The sequence below is a fragment of the Enterococcus sp. AZ156 genome (assembly GCF_051714165.1).
GTDB lineage: Bacteria > Bacillota > Bacilli > Lactobacillales > Enterococcaceae > Enterococcus_B > Enterococcus_B pernyi.
Genome location: NZ_JBIORI010000001.1, coordinates 732,639 through 749,097 on the forward strand (window position 1 = coordinate 732,639; position 16,459 = coordinate 749,097).

Below are 16,459 nucleotides of genomic sequence, written 5' to 3' on the forward strand. Positions count from 1 at the left end.
CTCGGTTATACTGAAAAAAATAAAAAAGAAATACGAAATGAGGAAGAGGATGAAGGGGAAATTAAAACGCGAGATCAATTTGTTTGGTGCATTATCCACAGTAATGGGAACTGTGATCGGCGCCGGCGTCTTTTTTAAAACAGCTGCGGTAGTGGCAAGTACACAATCAACAAGTTTGACGTTACTCGCGTGGTTGTTAGGGGGATTCTTAACGATCAGTGCGGGGCTAACAGTTGCTGAATTAGCCACTGCCATTCCTGAAACAGGTGGAGCTGTCAAGTATATTGAAGCAGCTTACGGTAAGTTACCAAGTTTTTTGTTAGGCTGGGCACAAAGTTTGATTTACTTTCCAGCCAACATTGCGGCATTATCGATCATCTTTGCAACACAGCTGATCAATCTCTTACAGCTATCTCCTGATTATTTATTAGTGATTGCTATTATTACAGCACTTTCTATCACTGGATTGAATCTGTTAGGGACCAAAGTTGGTGCGTACGTTCAATCGATTACATTGGTAGTCAAGTTGATCCCAATTGCAGTGATCATTATTTGGGGGCTTCTGACACCCGGACAGGGTACTGTTCAATTATTTCCAGTAGAAGCCGGACAAGGTGTTTCATGGGCAGAAGGACTTAGTGGTGCTTTGTTGGCGACACTATTCGCTTACGATGGCTGGTTAGGTGTCGGAGCCATGGCTGGAGAAATGAAACGTCCAGAAAAGGATCTACCAAAAGCGATTATTTTAGGATTGAGTTTTGTGACATTCGTTTATCTATTGATCAACTTCGTCTTTTTAAAAACATTACCGATTGATCAAATTGCTGGAAACTTGAATGCTTCATCTGATGCGTCAGCGGTCATCTTCGGTGAACTAGGAGGAAAAATCGTTACGATCGGTATTTTGATCTCTGTCTACGGCGCACTGAATGGTTATACGTTGACTGGGATTCGTGTTCCATATGCAATGGCATTAGAAAATGAGTTGCCGTTCAGTAACCAGTTGACAAAGCTCTCAAAAAAATTCACCGTTCCTTATGTCCCTGCGTTGTTCCAACTAGCGATTGCATGTATCATGATGAGCTTGGGTTCATTTGATTTTCTGACAGATATGTTGATTTTTGTCATGTGGCTATTTAGCTTATTGATTTTTATTGGCGTATTTATTTTAAGAAAGAAAGCCCCAGAGATGCCTCGTCCATACAAAGTACCCCTTTATCCAGTGATACCGATCATTGCGATTTTAGGAGCCATCTTTATTTTAGGGATGACACTGATCACACAAACGAATTTGGCATTGATCGGAATCTTAGTCACATTGTTAGGTGTACCTGTGTTTTACTACAAAAAAAGACAAACTGAAAGTAACTAACTGATAATGAAAAGACAAGAAGTGAATCAAGTCATTTCTTGTCTTTCTTTGTACGATATCTCATGTTTTTTAGTCTTTGAGACTTCTTTAACGCCTGCTTATATGCTAAAGTAATGAATGAAAAGGAGAGATAAAGATGATATTTGATTCTCATACTCATTTGAACGCGGAACAATTCAATGATGATATTCCTGAAACGATCCAGCGTGCAGAAGAACTAGGTGTGACTAAAATGGCCGTTGTAGGCTTTGATACACCAACGATCGAAAAGTCCTTGATGCTTAGTCAAGATTACCCAAACATTTATAGCATCATCGGCTGGCATCCTACAGAAGCTGGTAGCTATACGAAAGAAATCGAAAACAAACTACAAGAACAACTGACTTTACCAAAAGTGGTTGCTTTAGGTGAAATCGGACTGGATTATTATTGGATGGAAGATCCCAAAGAAGTCCAAGATAAAATCTTTAGAAGACAGATCGCCATCGCAAAAGAAATGCGTCTACCGATCAGTATCCATACGAGAGATGCCTTGGAAGACACTTATAAGGTGTTAAAAGAAGAAGACATTCGTGATATTGGCGGAATCATGCATAGCTTTAGTGGTGATTATGAATGGGCACAACGTTTCCTTGATTTAGGGATGCACATTTCTTTTAGTGGTGTCGTGACATTCAAAAAGGCGTTAGATGTGCAAGAAGCAGCGACAAACGTCCCAATGGATCGTCTATTAGTGGAAACGGATGCTCCTTATTTAGCGCCAGTGCCCTATCGAGGAAAAAGAAATGAACCAGGGTATACTCGTTACACAGTCGAAAAGATCGCTGAACTTCGTCAACTACCAATGGAAGAAGTTGCGGCACAAACATGGAAAAACGCCCATCATTTATTTGGATTATCAGAGCATGACTAAGTTAAAGATCCAAGAAATCATTGTTGTCGAAGGGAAAGACGATACGAGAAGGCTACAAGAAGTGGTTGAAGCCGATACGATAGAAACGATTGGTTCAGCGATCAATGAAGAAATCTTGATGCAGATCGAACATGCACAGGAAACTAGGGGAATCATTATTTTTACGGACCCAGATTTCTCAGGTGAGAAGATCCGTAAAACGATCATGGAAGTGGTACCACAAGCAAAACATGCATTTTTGCCAAGGAACCAAGCCGTACCGAAAAAAAAGGGAAGCTTAGGGGTCGAACATGCGAGTGATGAAGCGATATTAGAAGCGTTGAAAAAGGTCGTTACGCCAGTCGATGATGAGACCCAAGTACCGGAGATCACTAGACAAATGCTGGTTGCATATGGATTGATTGCCGGAGCACATGCAAAAGAAAAACGTGAGATGCTAGGTGATGAATTACGCATCGGCTATACGAACGGAAAACAATTGGAAAAACGATTGAACATGTTCCGAATTACGTTAACTGAGTTTAAGCAGGCAATGAAAAAAGTGGAGGATCATTATGAGTGAATATCGGGATATTGCAACACCCACTAGAACAAAAGAAATTTTATTGAAGCACGGCTTCTCTTTTAAGAAGAGCTTAGGACAAAACTTTTTGACAGAGCCGAATATCCTTCGGAAAATCATTGAAACTGGTCAAATCGATCAGCAGACTAATGTGATCGAAGTAGGGCCAGGAATTGGTGCATTAACAGAGCAAATCGCGCGTCATGCCAAACAAGTAGTCGCATTTGAAATCGACGATCGATTGATTCCTGTCTTGGCAGATACCCTTTCACCTTATCCGAATGTCACAGTCATCCACCAAGATATTTTGAAAACTGATTTAGCAGAGGCAGTCAATACTCAATTCAATGAGCGGTTACCATTGAAAGTGGTGGCTAATTTGCCTTATTATATTACGACACCGATCATGATGCACTTTCTTGAATCAGACGTAGTGGTTGACGAAATGATCGTAATGATGCAAAAAGAAGTCGCTGATCGCATCTCAGCAAAACCGGGAACAAAAGCATATGGTTCTTTATCGATCGCTGTGCAATACTATATGGAAGCAAGTTTGGCGTTTATTGTGCCAAAAACAGTATTTGTGCCACAACCAAACGTGGATTCAGCAATCTTGAAATTGACAAGACGCGCAATACCAGCAGTTTCCGTAACGGATGAAAAAGCCTTTTTCCGTCTGACAAAGGCTGCGTTTCAACAGCGTAGAAAAACTTTATGGAATAATTTGCAACATGCCTATGGGAAAGACGAAGAAACTAAAAGTTGGTTAACCGCAAGTCTAACAGAGGCAGGAATCGATCCGAAAAGACGAGGAGAAACACTTTCTTTAGAAGAATTTGCTACTTTGAGCAATGCTATGGAACATCTAAAAAAATAAAATGAGGAATAGAAGGCTGAAAAAGTCTTTTCGCTCTAAGTCTGAAGGCATCACTTGAGAAAACCATTTTGGGTATTCTTCAAGTGATGCCTGACTATTTTAGGAAACAAGATCCCAAATCAAATTCTTGGATTTTAAAGAGGGTGGTATTTCAGGCGCCTTGTTCCTCTTGATGTGTCTTGACACATTAGAAAGTTAGCGGTACAATAGGTCAAAACAAATGTGTCAAGACACATCAAGGGAGTAAAAAAATGAAAACAAATTCTGTAAGAAAATTGACAATTTCCGCTTTATTGATCGGGATGGGCGTTCTTATTCCGATGATCATGCCTAAGATCGTAATTCCGCCTGCTTCATTTACACTAGCTTCACATGTGCCATTATTTATCGCAATGTTTTTTTCACCCGGTGTAGCTGTGGCAGTGGCGCTAGGTACAACATTTGGTTTCTTCTTGACGACACCTGTGATTATTGCGCTTCGTGCATTGTCTCATTTGGTATTCGCTCTAATCGGTGCATGGTATTTACAAAAAAAACCAGGGATCGTCTTAAAAGACGGGCAATTCACATTAATGAACTGGCGTTTTCAAGGGTTTAACTTATTGATTGGCGTGATCCACTCGATCATCGAAATGCTAGTGGTGAGTGTGTTCTTCTTCATTGGGAATATGCCGGAAACATACTATGCAGAAGGCTACTTCTATACCGTATTCATCTTAATGGGGATCGGTGGCTTGATCCATAGTTTGGTGGATTACAATATCGCTTACTTCATTGCCGGAACATTGAGTAAATTCTTTGATGTCCCAGTTTTCACTGCTGCCAAGAAACAGCAAAAGAAAGAGATCGTGCAAGGAACGATCAAAAAAGTCGTTTAGCAATGCCACAGATAAAGACTGAAAAATAACCAAAAAAAGACCCAAGATCGAACGATCGTTGGGTCTTTTACGTATCATCAAGTTCTGTTTCGTTTATGGGATCGTGATGACATCTTCTGTATCTTTATCAAAGAAATGGCCTTTATTGATATTGAAGGCAAGGTCGATCATTTCTCCTGGTTTATGGAAGTCACGCGCGTCAACTTTTGAAATGAACTCAGTTGTTCCAGTGCGAGTATAAAGCATGGTTTCTGCGCCTAGTAATTCTGAAACAACGACTTCTGAATTGACAACAGTTTCTGGTGATGCATCCAAGACAACTTGTTCACTGTGGATATCTTCAGGACGAATACCAAAGACAAGTTCTTTGCCTTCATAACCTTTTTCAACTAGTACTTTATTTTTACCTTCAGGGATTCTCAATTTTAGTCCATGACCATCTGAGATAACGCCTTGGCTTAATTTTACGTTGAAAAAGTTCATGGCAGGTGAACCAATGAAACCAGCAACGAACATGTTGACTGGTGTGTCATAAACTTCTTTCGGTGAACCGATTTGTTGGATAAATCCATCTTTCATGATGACGATACGGTCTGCCATCGTCATCGCTTCTGTTTGGTCGTGGGTAACGTAAATGGTTGTTGTTTCTAAGCGTTGATGCAACTTCGCAATCTCGGCACGCATGGCTACACGTAGTTTGGCATCCAAGTTTGACAATGGCTCATCCATCAAGAAGACTTTCGCATCACGTACGATGGCACGACCTAAAGCCACACGCTGACGTTGCCCCCCAGAAAGAGCAGCAGGTTTACGTTTTAAGTATTCAGTCAAACCAAGGATCTCTGCAGCATTTTCTACACGTTGTTGGATGTCTGCTTTATCGTATTTACGCAATTTCAAACCAAACGCCATGTTGTCAAATACCGTCATGTGAGGGTATAAGGCATAGTTTTGGAATACCATCGCGATATCACGGTCTTTAGGAGCAACATCGTTCATTACTTTGCCTCCGATATTCAATTCTCCTTCGGAAATATCTTCAAGACCAGCGATCATTCGTAGAGTTGTTGATTTCCCACAACCGGAAGGACCAACGAATACGATAAATTCGCGATCTTTGATTGCCAAGTTAAAGTCAGTAACAGAATAGTTTTCTGCATTATCATATTTCTTGTATACATTTTTCAGAGCCATTTCTACCATCGTACAAACCACGCTTTCTTTTTTTCTTTTATTTTATGTGTTTAGTATAGTTGAAAGCGCTATCTATATTCAATGTCACAATGAACAAGAATTCGTAGGAACTTTCGTCAATGTGTACAAAATAATTGGAAAGTGCGTGAGATTACTAAATCTGCCACCTATAAAATAGAATAAATGATGTTCATGAAACAGATCCTTCAACAATGAGAGCAAACTCCAGCAATATGGCAATTTATTTTTTTGTTTTTACTGCTCGAGTTATCAAAGATTTACCGTGTATTCACTATCTTAGAGCGTATAATACTTTGTAGATATTAAGAGATATAAAAAAGGAGGCAACCAAGAAAACAAAATTTGATTTTCATGTTAAATTAAGTTAAACTCGATTTAACATAAGCTGGGAGATGATAATAATGGAAACGACTGTTAGAAAGATTGGAAATTCTGTAGGAGCGATTTTTCCCAAAGATATTTCTCCAGAAGTTGGAAAAATATATACGATTATTAAAATAGGTGAAACATATGTATTAAAGCCCAAAAAAGAAGATATTTTTAAGACTCCAGAGGCATGGGCAGGCTTTAGAGATTCAATCACCCAAGAAGATAAAGAGTGGGATGAGATGAACCTTGAGGGGGAGGAACTATAAATGGATTATCCAAAGCAAAAAGATATTGTATGGCTGGATTTTGATCCAGCTAGAGGAAAGGAAATAAAGAAGCGAAGACCAGGTTTGGTAGTAAGTAAGAATAACTTCAACCAATACACTGGTTTTTGTTTGATTTGCCCAATCACATCAACTGAAAGAAAATTTGATACATATATTAAGATCAAAGAACCACAAATCATTTCTGGACAAGTTGTTACACATCAATTGCGTTCAATTGACTACACCGCTAGAAACATAATAAAAATTGAACAATGTGATATTCTCACATGGGTGGATGTACTAGAAGTCCTTGATATGTTTTTATAGAAATTTGAAAAATATCAAACCACAAAGAAATTTGGTACACTGGTAAAAAAGGAGTGAGGACGGATGAAGATAGCATTGATTGCACATGATCGCAAAAAAGAATTGATGATAAAATTTACCACTGCTTACAAAACGATACTGGAACAACATGAACTATTCGCGACAGGGACGACCGGACAAAAGATTGCAGAAGCCACAGGATTATTGGTCCATCGGTTCAATTCAGGACCTTTAGGCGGTGACCAACAAATTGGCGCGATGATCTCAGAAGATGAATTGGATCTAGTGATTTTCCTGCGTGATCCTTTAGCAGCTCAACCTCATGAACCTGATGTCACTGCGTTGATCCGCTTGGCTGATGTATATGATATTCCTTTAGCAACGAATATCGGTACCGCAGAAGTTTTATTACGAGGGCTTGAAGCCGGATTTTTGGAGTTCCGACAAGTGATCCATGAAGAAGGAAGTAAGATCCCTTTTCCTAATAAGATTTAAAATTCGGATTTTATGAGGATAGAGACAGTTGATCAAGGCGAATGTCTGCCATGTTACGAACTTAGGAATCGTTTTCGTTTAGAACATTAGGTTTTTTTATTTACAGTTCTTCCTTTTCTATGCTATAGTTTGTCTGGGATAAGTTCCCACTATTAACAGAGTAGAAAATAAAGCGTTAAGTGCTTAGAGGATGGGATGTTGCCTCTAGGACGAAGGACGTAAGTTCGCGGTTTTATTTTCGCATTCGCTGCATGAAACATGTAGCAGCTCTTAAAGGAGATGCTAGAAATGAAGAAAAATCGTTTAGATGCTCGTATGATTACGATCATGGGACTGCTGATCGCATTGATGGTCACGTTGTCTCGCTTAGTTTCATTTGAAACACCATTACTCAAAATCAGTGTAACGTTCATTCCCCAAGTAATCATGGGTATTTTATTTGGCCCATTTTGGACAGGGGTCGGTTCTGTGTTAGCTGATGTGGTGGGTATGGCATTATTTCCTAAATCTGTCTTTTTCATTGGCTTCACGTTGAATGCTTTTATTGAAGGAGCGATTTATGGGTTCTTTTTCTATCGCAAAGAGATCACTTGGAAAAATGCAATCTTAGCCACGCTCAGTGTGACAGTGTTCGTTAGCTTGATCCTGACACCATTATGGTTGGTCATCATGTATCAAGTACCGATGAACTGGGTATTCTGGGGACCACGTTTATTAAAAGCCATTATCTGGTTGCCGATCCAATCGACGATGATCTACGTGATTGGGCGCGCCATGCCATATAAAAGAATTTTGCGGAGTTTAACGACGCATACAAAATAAAAAACAAGCAGTCTTCCCATCCCAGAAGACTGCTTGTTTTTTGCATAGATCAGAAAAATCATCTGATTCGATGTTCACTATTTTTCAACCGATCCAGTAAATTGCGCTTGATAAAGTTGACGATAGCTACCATCTTCGATTTTCAATAATTCATCATGTGTTCCCATCTCAACGATTGCCCCTTGATCCATCACGAGGATCTGATCGGCATTTTTGATCGTGGACAAGCGATGGGCAATCACAAAACTAGTTTTTCCTTCCATCATTTTTAGGAAGGCATTTTGGATTTTCTTCTCTGTCAATGTATCCACTGAACTTGTTGCTTCATCAAGTATCAACATGGGTGGATTACTGATCATCGTACGAGCGATCGTCAGTAATTGACGCTGCCCATCGGAGATTTTTAATCCCTGTCCACCAATGCGTGTATCTAGTTTTTGTGGCAAGCGTTGGACAAATTCATACATATAGGCTGATTTTAGGGCCTCATTGATTTCTTCATCACTGGCATCTGGCTTCCCGTAACGTAAGTTTTCTCGTAGCGTACTGTCGAATAACCAAGTATCTTGTAAAACCATCCCAAAGCTTTTACGTAAGGAATCACGGGCGATTTGGGTAATATCATAATCGTCGATCGTAATCGTCCCAGAATTGACATCGTAAAACCGCATCAATAAATTCACTAATGTGGATTTACCAGCTCCTGTTTTACCAACGATTGCCACTGTTTGACCTGGTTTGGCAACAAAGCTGAAATTCTCGATCAACCGTTGTTGTGGCTCATAAGAGAAAGAAACATGTTTAAAAGCGACCTCGCCTTTGATCGTTTGAGGCTCAAGTTGATACGCAAAAGGTTCATCTGGCGTTTCTTCCGGTTGGTCGATCAATTCAAATGCTCGTTCTAAACCAGAAAATGCTGTTTGGATCTGTGTCGTGATCCCTGATAATTCAATAAAAGGTTTTGAAAACTGACTTGAATAGATCGTAAAGCTTGAAATGATCCCGACAGTAATCGTTGAATCACTTCGTAAGGCAAGTAAACCACCAATCAAACCAATGGAGAGATAGGCTAAGTGATCGACAAAACGAGAAGATGGGTTCGTTAATGAAGAAGAGAATTGCGCGCGCTGCCCTTTCTCATATAAGTCAGCATTCAATGCGCTGAATTGCTGTTGATTGACTTCTTCTTGTTGGAACGCTTTGATGATTTTTTGATTACCGATACGTTCCGTAACGAATCCTGAAATGTTCCCAATGATTTTTTGTTGGTTATCAAAATCATTTTGAGAAGCCCGTGCGACTAACCAGCTGACTAAGAAAATGATTGGTGTCGAACAAATGACGACAAGTGTCAATAACGGACTCAAGTTGAGCATGAAGATCAGTGAGAGGATAATGATCGCTACCCCAGAAAATAATTGATTGAACGCCGCTGATATCGCGATGGAGATATTGTCCATGTCATTTGTGAAACGGCTGACGATATTCCCATGTGAATTTTGATCATAGTATCTTAAAGGTAAAAGATTCAAACGAGCAAAGGCATCTTTTCGTAGATTCGCAACGGAGAGGTAAGCCAATCGGTTACTTAATACTTGGATCAGCCATTGACTGATGACATTAAGTAAAACGATCCCGCCAAACATCACCAGAAGTTGGACTAATCGAGTAAAGTTGACTTGTCCCACACCAACCATTTGATCGATACTTTGACCGATTTGTAAGGTCATTACGACGGTAGCAACACCATTGACGATTCCCAACAAGACAGCTAACCAAATTTCACGTGGATGGGCCGTCAGATAAGGAACAAAACGTTTGAGCGTTTGCCAAGATAGTTTTTTTGTTTTCATTTTATTCCTCCTCCTGTGATGCCACGATTTCACGATACTCAGAAGATTGACTAAGCAATGTATCGTGCGTACCCTGGGCCACGATTTTTCCTTGATCCATGACGAGGATATGCTCTGCTTGTTGAATCGAACGGATGCGTTGAGAAATAATGATGACCGTTGTGTTGAGGGAAGTTTGTAGTGCTTGGCGTAAGTTTAGATCCGTTTGATAATCAAGGGCACTCAAGGAGTCATCTAAGATCAATAAGGCGGGTTTGGCGATCAATGCACGAGCAATCGTCAACCGTTGTTTTTGTCCTCCGGAAAAGTTTTTCCCATTCTCCATGACTCTTGTGTCTAAACCTTTGGGTAATTGGCGAACAAAATCCTCCGCTTGGGCAATTGCCAAAGCTTCCCAACACTCTGCGTCTGTCGCGTCAGGTTTTCCCCACTGAAGATTTTCCCGAATGGTACCGGTGAATAAGACAGCCGTTTGTGGTACTTGCGAAATCTGACTTCGTAATGTATCTAAGGGCCAGTCACGAACGTCTTGTTCATCAAATAGCACAGAGCCTTCGCTAACATCATAAAAACGTGGGATCAATTGTGTCAATGTCGTCTTCCCACTTCCGGTCGGACCAATGATCCCTAAGACAGTTTGGCGTTTCAAAGTGAAATTGATTCCTTGTAATGACAGACCAGATTCTGGCGTATAACGAAAATCTACGTTTTTAAATTGTAGAATTGTTTCAGAATCCATGACTGGTTCACTAGGAGTCTCAGCATCTGCAATGGTATTTTCGGTATCTAAGACTTCTTTGACCCGCTGAGCAGAAGCTTCTGCACGAGTAAAAATCACGACAAGATTGGAAACGACGATCAAGGCTAATAACATTTGGTTCATGTAATTGATCAATGCTAAAACTTGTCCTTGTTGTAAGGAACCGATATTTACCTTGACCCCGCCGACAGTCAATAGACAAATGATTCCGACATTCATGATCAATGTCGTTGCCGGAGAGAGCAAAGCGGAGATATTGGAAACACGTAAATAATTTTTTGCTAAGACATCTGTGTTTTCATCAAATGTTTCGATTTCTTTATTGGTACGTGAAAATGCTCGGATCACACGAACCCCGCTTAAGTTTTGGCTAACAGTCTCGTTTAGACCATCCAACTTTTCTTGGACTTTTTGATAGAGGGGGATCGTCTTACGGATAATAAAGTATAAAATGATTGAAAAAATTGGTAATAAAGCTAAGAAGAATAGCCCGACTTGCCAGTCGATCACAAACGCCATCACTACTGATCCAATACTTAAAAAAGGTGCTCGGATCAATAAACGGATAACCATTGCGAGTGCAAGTTGTAGCTGATTGATATCATTGGTCATCCGCGTGATCAATGTATCCGTCCCAAAATGATTTAATTCACTATGGGAGAAAGAGTTGATTTTTTTGATGAGTTGATTTCTAAGTTCTGTTCCAAACCCTTGAGAGGCAATGGATGAATAATATTGACAAATAATGGCACAGATCAATCCGATCACCGACATCGCGATCATCCAGATACCCATATTGATGATCACTTCACGATTGTTCATTTTTAGCCCATTATCGATCAGCGAAGCCATCAGTAAAGGTAAAATCAATTCAAAGACTGCTTCTAAAAATTTAAATACAGGACCTAGGATGATTTGTTTTCGATAGTCTTTCGCATAGCGCAATAACTGAATCATAAAAATTTCCTCCTAAAAACAAGTTACCCAATATTGTTCGAACGTCTATCGGCAAAAAACAACCGATTTATGATAAATAGATATCCTTAAAGCAACAAAAATATCTTGCAGCGAGAAATCTAACGATGATATAACTAGGTACTCTCATATTGTAGCTTATGAAATTTAGAATGAAAAGAGAACAAGCCTTTTCATAATCCGCACATTTTAGTAAAACTTAAGAAATCACACCATAACGCTTAACGCGTTGTCGCTCTTGCAACGCCTATAATTGAATAAACCATAGAAAAAAATAATTACAAAAAAGCACCATCTACAAAAAATTGACGAACAACTCTCGTAGATGGTGACTTATTTCCGTGGCTAAAGATTCCTGCCTCGGTCTCTTTCGGTCATTAATAATTTTTTATTTTTGTAAGTCAGCTAAAACTGTTTCACCTTTAACATCGACATCAATGACATTATAGAACCCATTTTTAGTATCAGCGACATCCCAAACAGCTAAGATCACATGATAACCTAATCGGTCATTGGGAATGTTGATCGAATGTGTCGGATTAGTAGAAGCTAGTTGTCCATCATTGCCTACTTCACCAATGAATTCCAAGTCGTCTCTTGTCAACGCATCATTTTGATCCCAACCGGCTTTCGTCATGTAGTAATGCCATTTCGTTGTTGCATGGTTGGCAGTGAATGTCCAAGTAAAATCATTTGCACCAGCTGTCAGTTGTTGTTTTGTCCACAATGAGGCTGTTTGTTGATCCAATAAGAAATCACCTACCGTACCATTTGCAGAAGCGATTTGACCATCTTCAGGTCCTGCAGCTGGGAATCCTTTTGGTGCTTCAAGGGATTGTGGCTCATTGATAACAGCTCCGTATTTTTTGAATGCAGCATTCCAGTTTGTATTTTTGTCAAGGCTTCCTTGGTAGCCACGACTTGCTGGTTCAGAAACATAACCATGAGCAGCAACATCAACAGAAGTAAGCGTGCTTGCTCCGATACCTGCCAAAATGAATCCTAAACCAATTAATGTACTCTTTTTCATAATAATTCCTCCGATATTTTTACTTTATGTAATGTACGATTGTTATCATAACTGATATATTTTTAATCTGAAAATTATGTATGTTATTGCAACAAAAAAATTTCGTTCATCGCGAGTGTTATTAGAAATTATACTATTTAGTCATTTTTTAGGTGAAACGCAAATGTTCGCTGGAGAAAGAACTGCCACTGAAGGAGTCGCGTTTGCACAGTATAGAAAGGGGAGACATGGGGATAAAACAAGTAACAAAAGAATTTATTGAGAGGAAATGTAGAGAACGAATCAGAAAATGAAGGAAGCAACGTTATGCACCTACACAGGCAGTAGGCTGGTGCGCCCTTGTAGGTGGTCCATATGACTGGCCAGGATTTGTTGACTTTAGTAATCGGTGCCCCTGAAAGGAATACACGAAGACGCATTTCTTCAATGCGTTGCATTTCTGATAGTTCTTTGATCGATAATCGTCTGACTACGAAATGTGCAATGAACTGTTTAGAAACTCTCGTATCAAGCACGCCATTCCAGTGGAACCTATCGAATCAATCGAGAATAAACAGAGAGACTTAAAAACCGTGTATCTTCTCATTGGGAGTGAGGAGATACGCGGTTATTTTAGGCAGTATTCACTTGGCGTTGTGGAGAGAGGCGATCGCACGTACTTTTGACAACGACTTTTGTGTGATGATCATTGTTCGGAAAATCACATACTTCAGCGCAAAATTTTTCTTTTAGATTGATCATGTAGTCTTTACTCGTAGAAAGATCTAACCATTCAAAAAACGCAATACCCGTTTCCACTTCTTTTAAAGCTGTTTTTTGTCCATCAGCTAGTTTATCTAAAGCAGTAAACACTTTGTAATGTGCAAGATCGAGTGTTTGTTTGTGTGTCGTCGCGATTTTTTTTAATTGGGCTAGAAATAATTTGCGTAATGTGGTTGATTCACGGTTAAAAGAAAGACGTATGCCGTTCAAAATAAAGTTAGAAAGAAGCTCCGAATAATAGGTATTATCTATGTAGGCTTTCATCTTTGTGACACTATTTTGGAACGAATAGGCAATGTATTCATCATCAAAAATAAATAAACAATTCGAAAAAATAGTCAATTCAAAGTGCCCCCATGTATCAATCTTTTCAAGATACTTCTTTATAACACTGATTTCTTCTTTCATTGATGCGGTAAAAGAGCTACTATACAGATAATTTGAAATCAATTTTCTTTGGGCGTAGATCAAACGATAATAAATGTTTCCTGTTTTTTCAAATTCGTTGAGCAATTCTTGTTCTTGAGCAGATGTAATGGTTTTTGAAGTGATTAAATAATTCGTTAATTTTTGTTTATTAGACAACGAATTACTATTCAATAAAAATTGATATTCTTCAAGTGTGATATTCATCCGATCAAGGTAGTTTACTATTAGTTCAAAGCCGATTTTTGTTCCACGTGATTCAAAAGCTGCTAAGGTTCCTCTTTGTGAGATACCTGAAGTTAGTTGTTCTTGTGTCAATCCACGATCTTTTCTTAATTTTCGAATTAGAGCAGCATGTTCTGTCATGTTCATTTCCTCCAGAAGCTGTTTTTTTGTACATGGTTATAATAGCATAATATAGTTATGTGGATGTTATGTTTTCATATGTGCGCCCTTTTGTTAAAAAAGTGCGATTTTTTTGTTTGGAAAGTTATTTTGTTGCAATACCAAACAAAAAAAATTTTGAAGGATAAAATATGTTTTAATCTCTTCTGTAATACAAATTTAGGAGGGAAAAAAATGAATAAGAAAAGTTTATTATTCTCAGTTGGTCTTTTAGGTTGTTTGTTTGGAGGCGGAACAGATGTGTTTGCAGCAGATGCAGCAGATACGATGCCAGATATCTCAAATCGCCAAGTTTCAGTAGGTTATTATCATAATTGGGTGCCTGAACAAGGTGCTGGTTACCAAGGTGGCCGTCCGGCAGATACTGATTTGGCAAAAGTAAATCCTTTTTATAATGTGATTGCTGTGTCATTCATGAAAGGAGAAGGTATCCCAACATTCAAACCTTACAATATGTCAGATACTGAATTTAGACAAAAAGTAGCCACTTTGAATGCTGAAAATCGTGTGGTCATTATTTCACTTGGTGGTGCAGATTCACATATTGAATTACATAAAGGGGAAGAACAAGCCTTTGCCGATGAAATCATCCGTTTGGTTGAAGTTTATGGATTTGATGGCTTAGATATCGATTTAGAACAAACCGCAGTAGATGCAGGCGACAATAAAACAGTAATTCCAGATGCTTTGAAGATTGTCCGTGCGCATTTTGAGAAAGAACAAAAACATTTCATTATCTCCATGGCGCCAGAGTTTCCATATTTAAGAACACAAGGTAAATATGTACCATACATTACTGCTTTAGAACAAGAATATGATTTTATTGCACCACAGTTATACAACCAAGCAGGTGACGGTATAAGTGTTGGAACTGAATGGATCGCTCAAAATAATGACAGCAAAAAATTTGAATTCTTATATGGAATTTCAAAAGCTTTCAACGAAGGAAGCGGTGGGTTTATCCAAATCCCAGCGAATCGCTTAGCTTTAGGTATTCCAGCAAACGTAGATGCAGCAGCAAATGGTTTTGTAAAAGAACCATCAAAAGTTTACGATGTATTCGAACAAATGGAAAAAGATCAAACACCATTAAAAGGTTTGATGACTTGGAGTATCAACTGGGATGAAGGAAGAAACTCAGCTGGTGTCGAGTACAATGAATCATTTGCGAAGTCTTATCAGGATCTATTCCAAGAAAAAACACCTGATACAGAAAAACCATCACAACCAACAAATCTAGCAGGCACAGCAACACATTCAACTGTTGCTTTATCATGGACAAAATCAACAGATGATCGTGGCGTAGCAGGTTATTACATTTATCGTGATGGCGAACAAATTGGTAGAGCAACAAACAATGCTTATACAGACACAAAATTGACTGCCAGCACAGAATACACTTATACAGTGAAAGCATTTGATGCAGCTGGTAACGTTTCAGAAGAAAGTAAAGCATTAGTGATCTCTACATTAGAAGAGCCACCAGCAGACTTAGAAGCTCCATCAGTACCATTGAACATTACGGCTTCATCAATTAGTGACAAGAGTGTTTCTTTATCATGGACACAATCAACAGATAACGTGGGTGTAGTAGGTTACTATGTTTACCGTGATGGTGAGCAAGTAGGAGAAACAGAAACAAATACATTTAGTGACGCAGGATTAACAGCTAATACGGAGTATTCTTATACAGTAAAAGCATTTGACGAAGCGGGCAACATTTCAGAAGAAAGCAAAGCATTAGTTGTGACAACGGCGGATGCACCATCAGCAGAAGCATGGGATGCAGATACAATTTATGATTTAGGTGATATCGTGACACACAAAGGAAACACATATCGTGCAAAATGGTGGACACGAGGCAATGAGCCTGGAACTGAACAATGGGGACCTTGGGAATTGATTGGCTAATCGATCCATACCCGTTTTTATTAATGAAGCAATCGTTGATGCTGAATCAATCAACGAATAAGTGATTTGCTCAGTATTGTTAAGATTTTCGTGCATGTATAACGAGAATCTTAGCAATTGGGCAAACGTATGATAAAAATTCAATTATTTATTTATGTTTGTATAACAGAACATGAAAAAAACATATATTATAACAACTATTATAAAAATTCCAAGTCCTCTTTTTAGAGGGCTTTTTTTA

Annotated in this window: 15 protein-coding genes and 1 riboswitch; of the genes, 10 read left to right on the forward strand and 5 right to left on the reverse strand. The window is 39.0% G+C overall.

Going from position 1 to position 16,459, the window contains the following annotated elements; all coding sequences use genetic code 11:
* The first annotated feature begins 49 nt into the window (after positions 1-49).
* From IGJ95_RS03525 to IGJ95_RS03545, 5 genes are all read left to right on the forward strand, one after another.
* The gene (locus tag IGJ95_RS03525; protein ID WP_153830488.1) at positions 50-1,372 is read left to right on the forward strand and encodes an APC family permease; all 1,323 of its coding nucleotides are present in this window, start codon (positions 50-52) and stop codon (positions 1,370-1,372) included.
* Between the two features lie 136 nt (positions 1,373-1,508).
* Positions 1,509-2,285, forward strand: a complete 777-nt coding sequence (locus IGJ95_RS03530; RefSeq protein WP_023519222.1) for a TatD family hydrolase — start codon at positions 1,509-1,511, stop codon at positions 2,283-2,285.
* Positions 2,278-2,847 (forward strand): ribonuclease M5, encoded by a 570-nt coding sequence (gene rnmV, locus IGJ95_RS03535; RefSeq protein WP_010736137.1) that lies wholly within the window; start codon positions 2,278-2,280, stop codon positions 2,845-2,847. Before IGJ95_RS03530 ends, rnmV begins: the two co-directional genes overlap by 8 nt.
* Complete coding sequence (gene rsmA, locus IGJ95_RS03540) at positions 2,840-3,724, forward strand: 16S rRNA (adenine(1518)-N(6)/adenine(1519)-N(6))-dimethyltransferase RsmA (protein ID WP_153830489.1); 885 nt, start codon at positions 2,840-2,842, stop codon at positions 3,722-3,724. The genes rnmV and rsmA overlap by 8 nt, the downstream gene beginning before the upstream one ends.
* A gap of 251 nt (positions 3,725-3,975) precedes the next feature.
* Positions 3,976-4,602, forward strand: a complete 627-nt coding sequence (locus IGJ95_RS03545; protein WP_019722490.1) for a hypothetical protein — start codon at positions 3,976-3,978, stop codon at positions 4,600-4,602.
* A 93-nt stretch (positions 4,603-4,695) separates the two neighbouring features.
* Here the strand turns inward: IGJ95_RS03545 and IGJ95_RS03550 are convergent, their stop codons facing one another.
* Entirely contained in the window at positions 4,696-5,805 is a 1,110-nt protein-coding gene (locus IGJ95_RS03550) for an ABC transporter ATP-binding protein (protein WP_010736134.1), read from the reverse strand.
* A 413-nt stretch (positions 5,806-6,218) separates the two neighbouring features.
* Between IGJ95_RS03550 and IGJ95_RS03555 the strand changes: the two genes are divergently transcribed.
* From IGJ95_RS03555 to IGJ95_RS03570, 4 genes are all read left to right on the forward strand, one after another.
* Entirely contained in the window at positions 6,219-6,452 is a 234-nt protein-coding gene (locus tag IGJ95_RS03555) for an AbrB/MazE/SpoVT family DNA-binding domain-containing protein (protein WP_010736133.1), read from the forward strand.
* The gene (locus IGJ95_RS03560) at positions 6,453-6,779 is read left to right on the forward strand and encodes a type II toxin-antitoxin system PemK/MazF family toxin (RefSeq protein ID WP_010736132.1); all 327 of its coding nucleotides are present in this window, start codon (positions 6,453-6,455) and stop codon (positions 6,777-6,779) included.
* Positions 6,780-6,842: 63 nt separating this feature from the next.
* Complete coding sequence (mgsA, locus tag IGJ95_RS03565) at positions 6,843-7,274, forward strand: methylglyoxal synthase (RefSeq protein WP_023519225.1); 432 nt, start codon at positions 6,843-6,845, stop codon at positions 7,272-7,274.
* Positions 7,275-7,428: 154 nt separating this feature from the next.
* Positions 7,429-7,526: riboswitch (THF riboswitch) on the forward strand.
* Between the two features lie 36 nt (positions 7,527-7,562).
* A complete protein-coding gene (locus IGJ95_RS03570; protein WP_010736130.1) occupies positions 7,563-8,096 on the forward strand; it encodes a folate family ECF transporter S component in 534 nt (177 codons plus the stop codon).
* Between the two features lie 77 nt (positions 8,097-8,173).
* Here the strand turns inward: IGJ95_RS03570 and IGJ95_RS03575 are convergent, their stop codons facing one another.
* The 4 genes from IGJ95_RS03575 to IGJ95_RS03590 form a co-directional block, all read right to left on the reverse strand.
* Positions 8,174-9,949, reverse strand: a complete 1,776-nt coding sequence (locus tag IGJ95_RS03575; protein ID WP_153830490.1) for an ABC transporter ATP-binding protein — start codon at positions 9,947-9,949, stop codon at positions 8,174-8,176.
* 1 nt (position 9,950) lies between these two features.
* Positions 9,951-11,666 carry an ABC transporter ATP-binding protein gene (locus IGJ95_RS03580; RefSeq protein WP_153830491.1) on the reverse strand — a complete coding sequence of 572 codons (1,716 nt, stop codon included), beginning with the start codon at positions 11,664-11,666 and terminating at the stop codon, positions 9,951-9,953.
* A gap of 406 nt (positions 11,667-12,072) precedes the next feature.
* Complete coding sequence (locus tag IGJ95_RS03585; protein ID WP_023519228.1) at positions 12,073-12,714, reverse strand: lytic polysaccharide monooxygenase auxiliary activity family 9 protein; 642 nt, start codon at positions 12,712-12,714, stop codon at positions 12,073-12,075.
* Positions 12,715-13,326: 612 nt separating this feature from the next.
* Positions 13,327-14,268 carry a helix-turn-helix domain-containing protein gene (locus tag IGJ95_RS03590; RefSeq protein ID WP_062805586.1) on the reverse strand — a complete coding sequence of 314 codons (942 nt, stop codon included), beginning with the start codon at positions 14,266-14,268 and terminating at the stop codon, positions 13,327-13,329.
* 213 nt (positions 14,269-14,481) lie between these two features.
* On the opposite strand from IGJ95_RS03590, the gene IGJ95_RS03595 reads away from it, so the two are divergent.
* A complete protein-coding gene (locus tag IGJ95_RS03595; protein ID WP_153830493.1) occupies positions 14,482-16,218 on the forward strand; it encodes a fibronectin type III domain-containing protein in 1,737 nt (578 codons plus the stop codon).
* Positions 16,219-16,459 lie beyond the last annotated feature (241 nt).

Bases quoted from the DNA above. Each gene is read 5' to 3' on its own strand.
- IGJ95_RS03545 (WP_019722490.1), top strand. From the start codon at position 3,976: ATGAAAACAAATTCTGTAAGAAAATTGACAATTTCCGCTTTATTGATC.
- IGJ95_RS03580 (WP_153830491.1), bottom strand. From the start codon at position 11,666: ATGATTCAGTTATTGCGCTATGCGAAAGACTATCGAAAACAAATCATC.
- IGJ95_RS03525 (WP_153830488.1), top strand. From the start codon at position 50: ATGAAGGGGAAATTAAAACGCGAGATCAATTTGTTTGGTGCATTATCC.
- IGJ95_RS03575 (WP_153830490.1), bottom strand. From the start codon at position 9,949: ATGAAAACAAAAAAACTATCTTGGCAAACGCTCAAACGTTTTGTTCCT.
- IGJ95_RS03595 (WP_153830493.1), top strand. From the start codon at position 14,482: ATGAATAAGAAAAGTTTATTATTCTCAGTTGGTCTTTTAGGTTGTTTG.
- IGJ95_RS03590 (WP_062805586.1), bottom strand. From the start codon at position 14,268: ATGACAGAACATGCTGCTCTAATTCGAAAATTAAGAAAAGATCGTGGA.
- IGJ95_RS03530 (WP_023519222.1), top strand. From the start codon at position 1,509: ATGATATTTGATTCTCATACTCATTTGAACGCGGAACAATTCAATGAT.
- IGJ95_RS03570 (WP_010736130.1), top strand. From the start codon at position 7,563: ATGAAGAAAAATCGTTTAGATGCTCGTATGATTACGATCATGGGACTG.
- IGJ95_RS03560 (WP_010736132.1), top strand. From the start codon at position 6,453: ATGGATTATCCAAAGCAAAAAGATATTGTATGGCTGGATTTTGATCCA.
- IGJ95_RS03555 (WP_010736133.1), top strand. From the start codon at position 6,219: ATGGAAACGACTGTTAGAAAGATTGGAAATTCTGTAGGAGCGATTTTT.
- rsmA (WP_153830489.1), top strand. From the start codon at position 2,840: ATGAGTGAATATCGGGATATTGCAACACCCACTAGAACAAAAGAAATT.
- IGJ95_RS03550 (WP_010736134.1), bottom strand. From the start codon at position 5,805: ATGGTAGAAATGGCTCTGAAAAATGTATACAAGAAATATGATAATGCA.
- IGJ95_RS03585 (WP_023519228.1), bottom strand. From the start codon at position 12,714: ATGAAAAAGAGTACATTAATTGGTTTAGGATTCATTTTGGCAGGTATC.
- mgsA (WP_023519225.1), top strand. From the start codon at position 6,843: ATGAAGATAGCATTGATTGCACATGATCGCAAAAAAGAATTGATGATA.
- rnmV (WP_010736137.1), top strand. From the start codon at position 2,278: ATGACTAAGTTAAAGATCCAAGAAATCATTGTTGTCGAAGGGAAAGAC.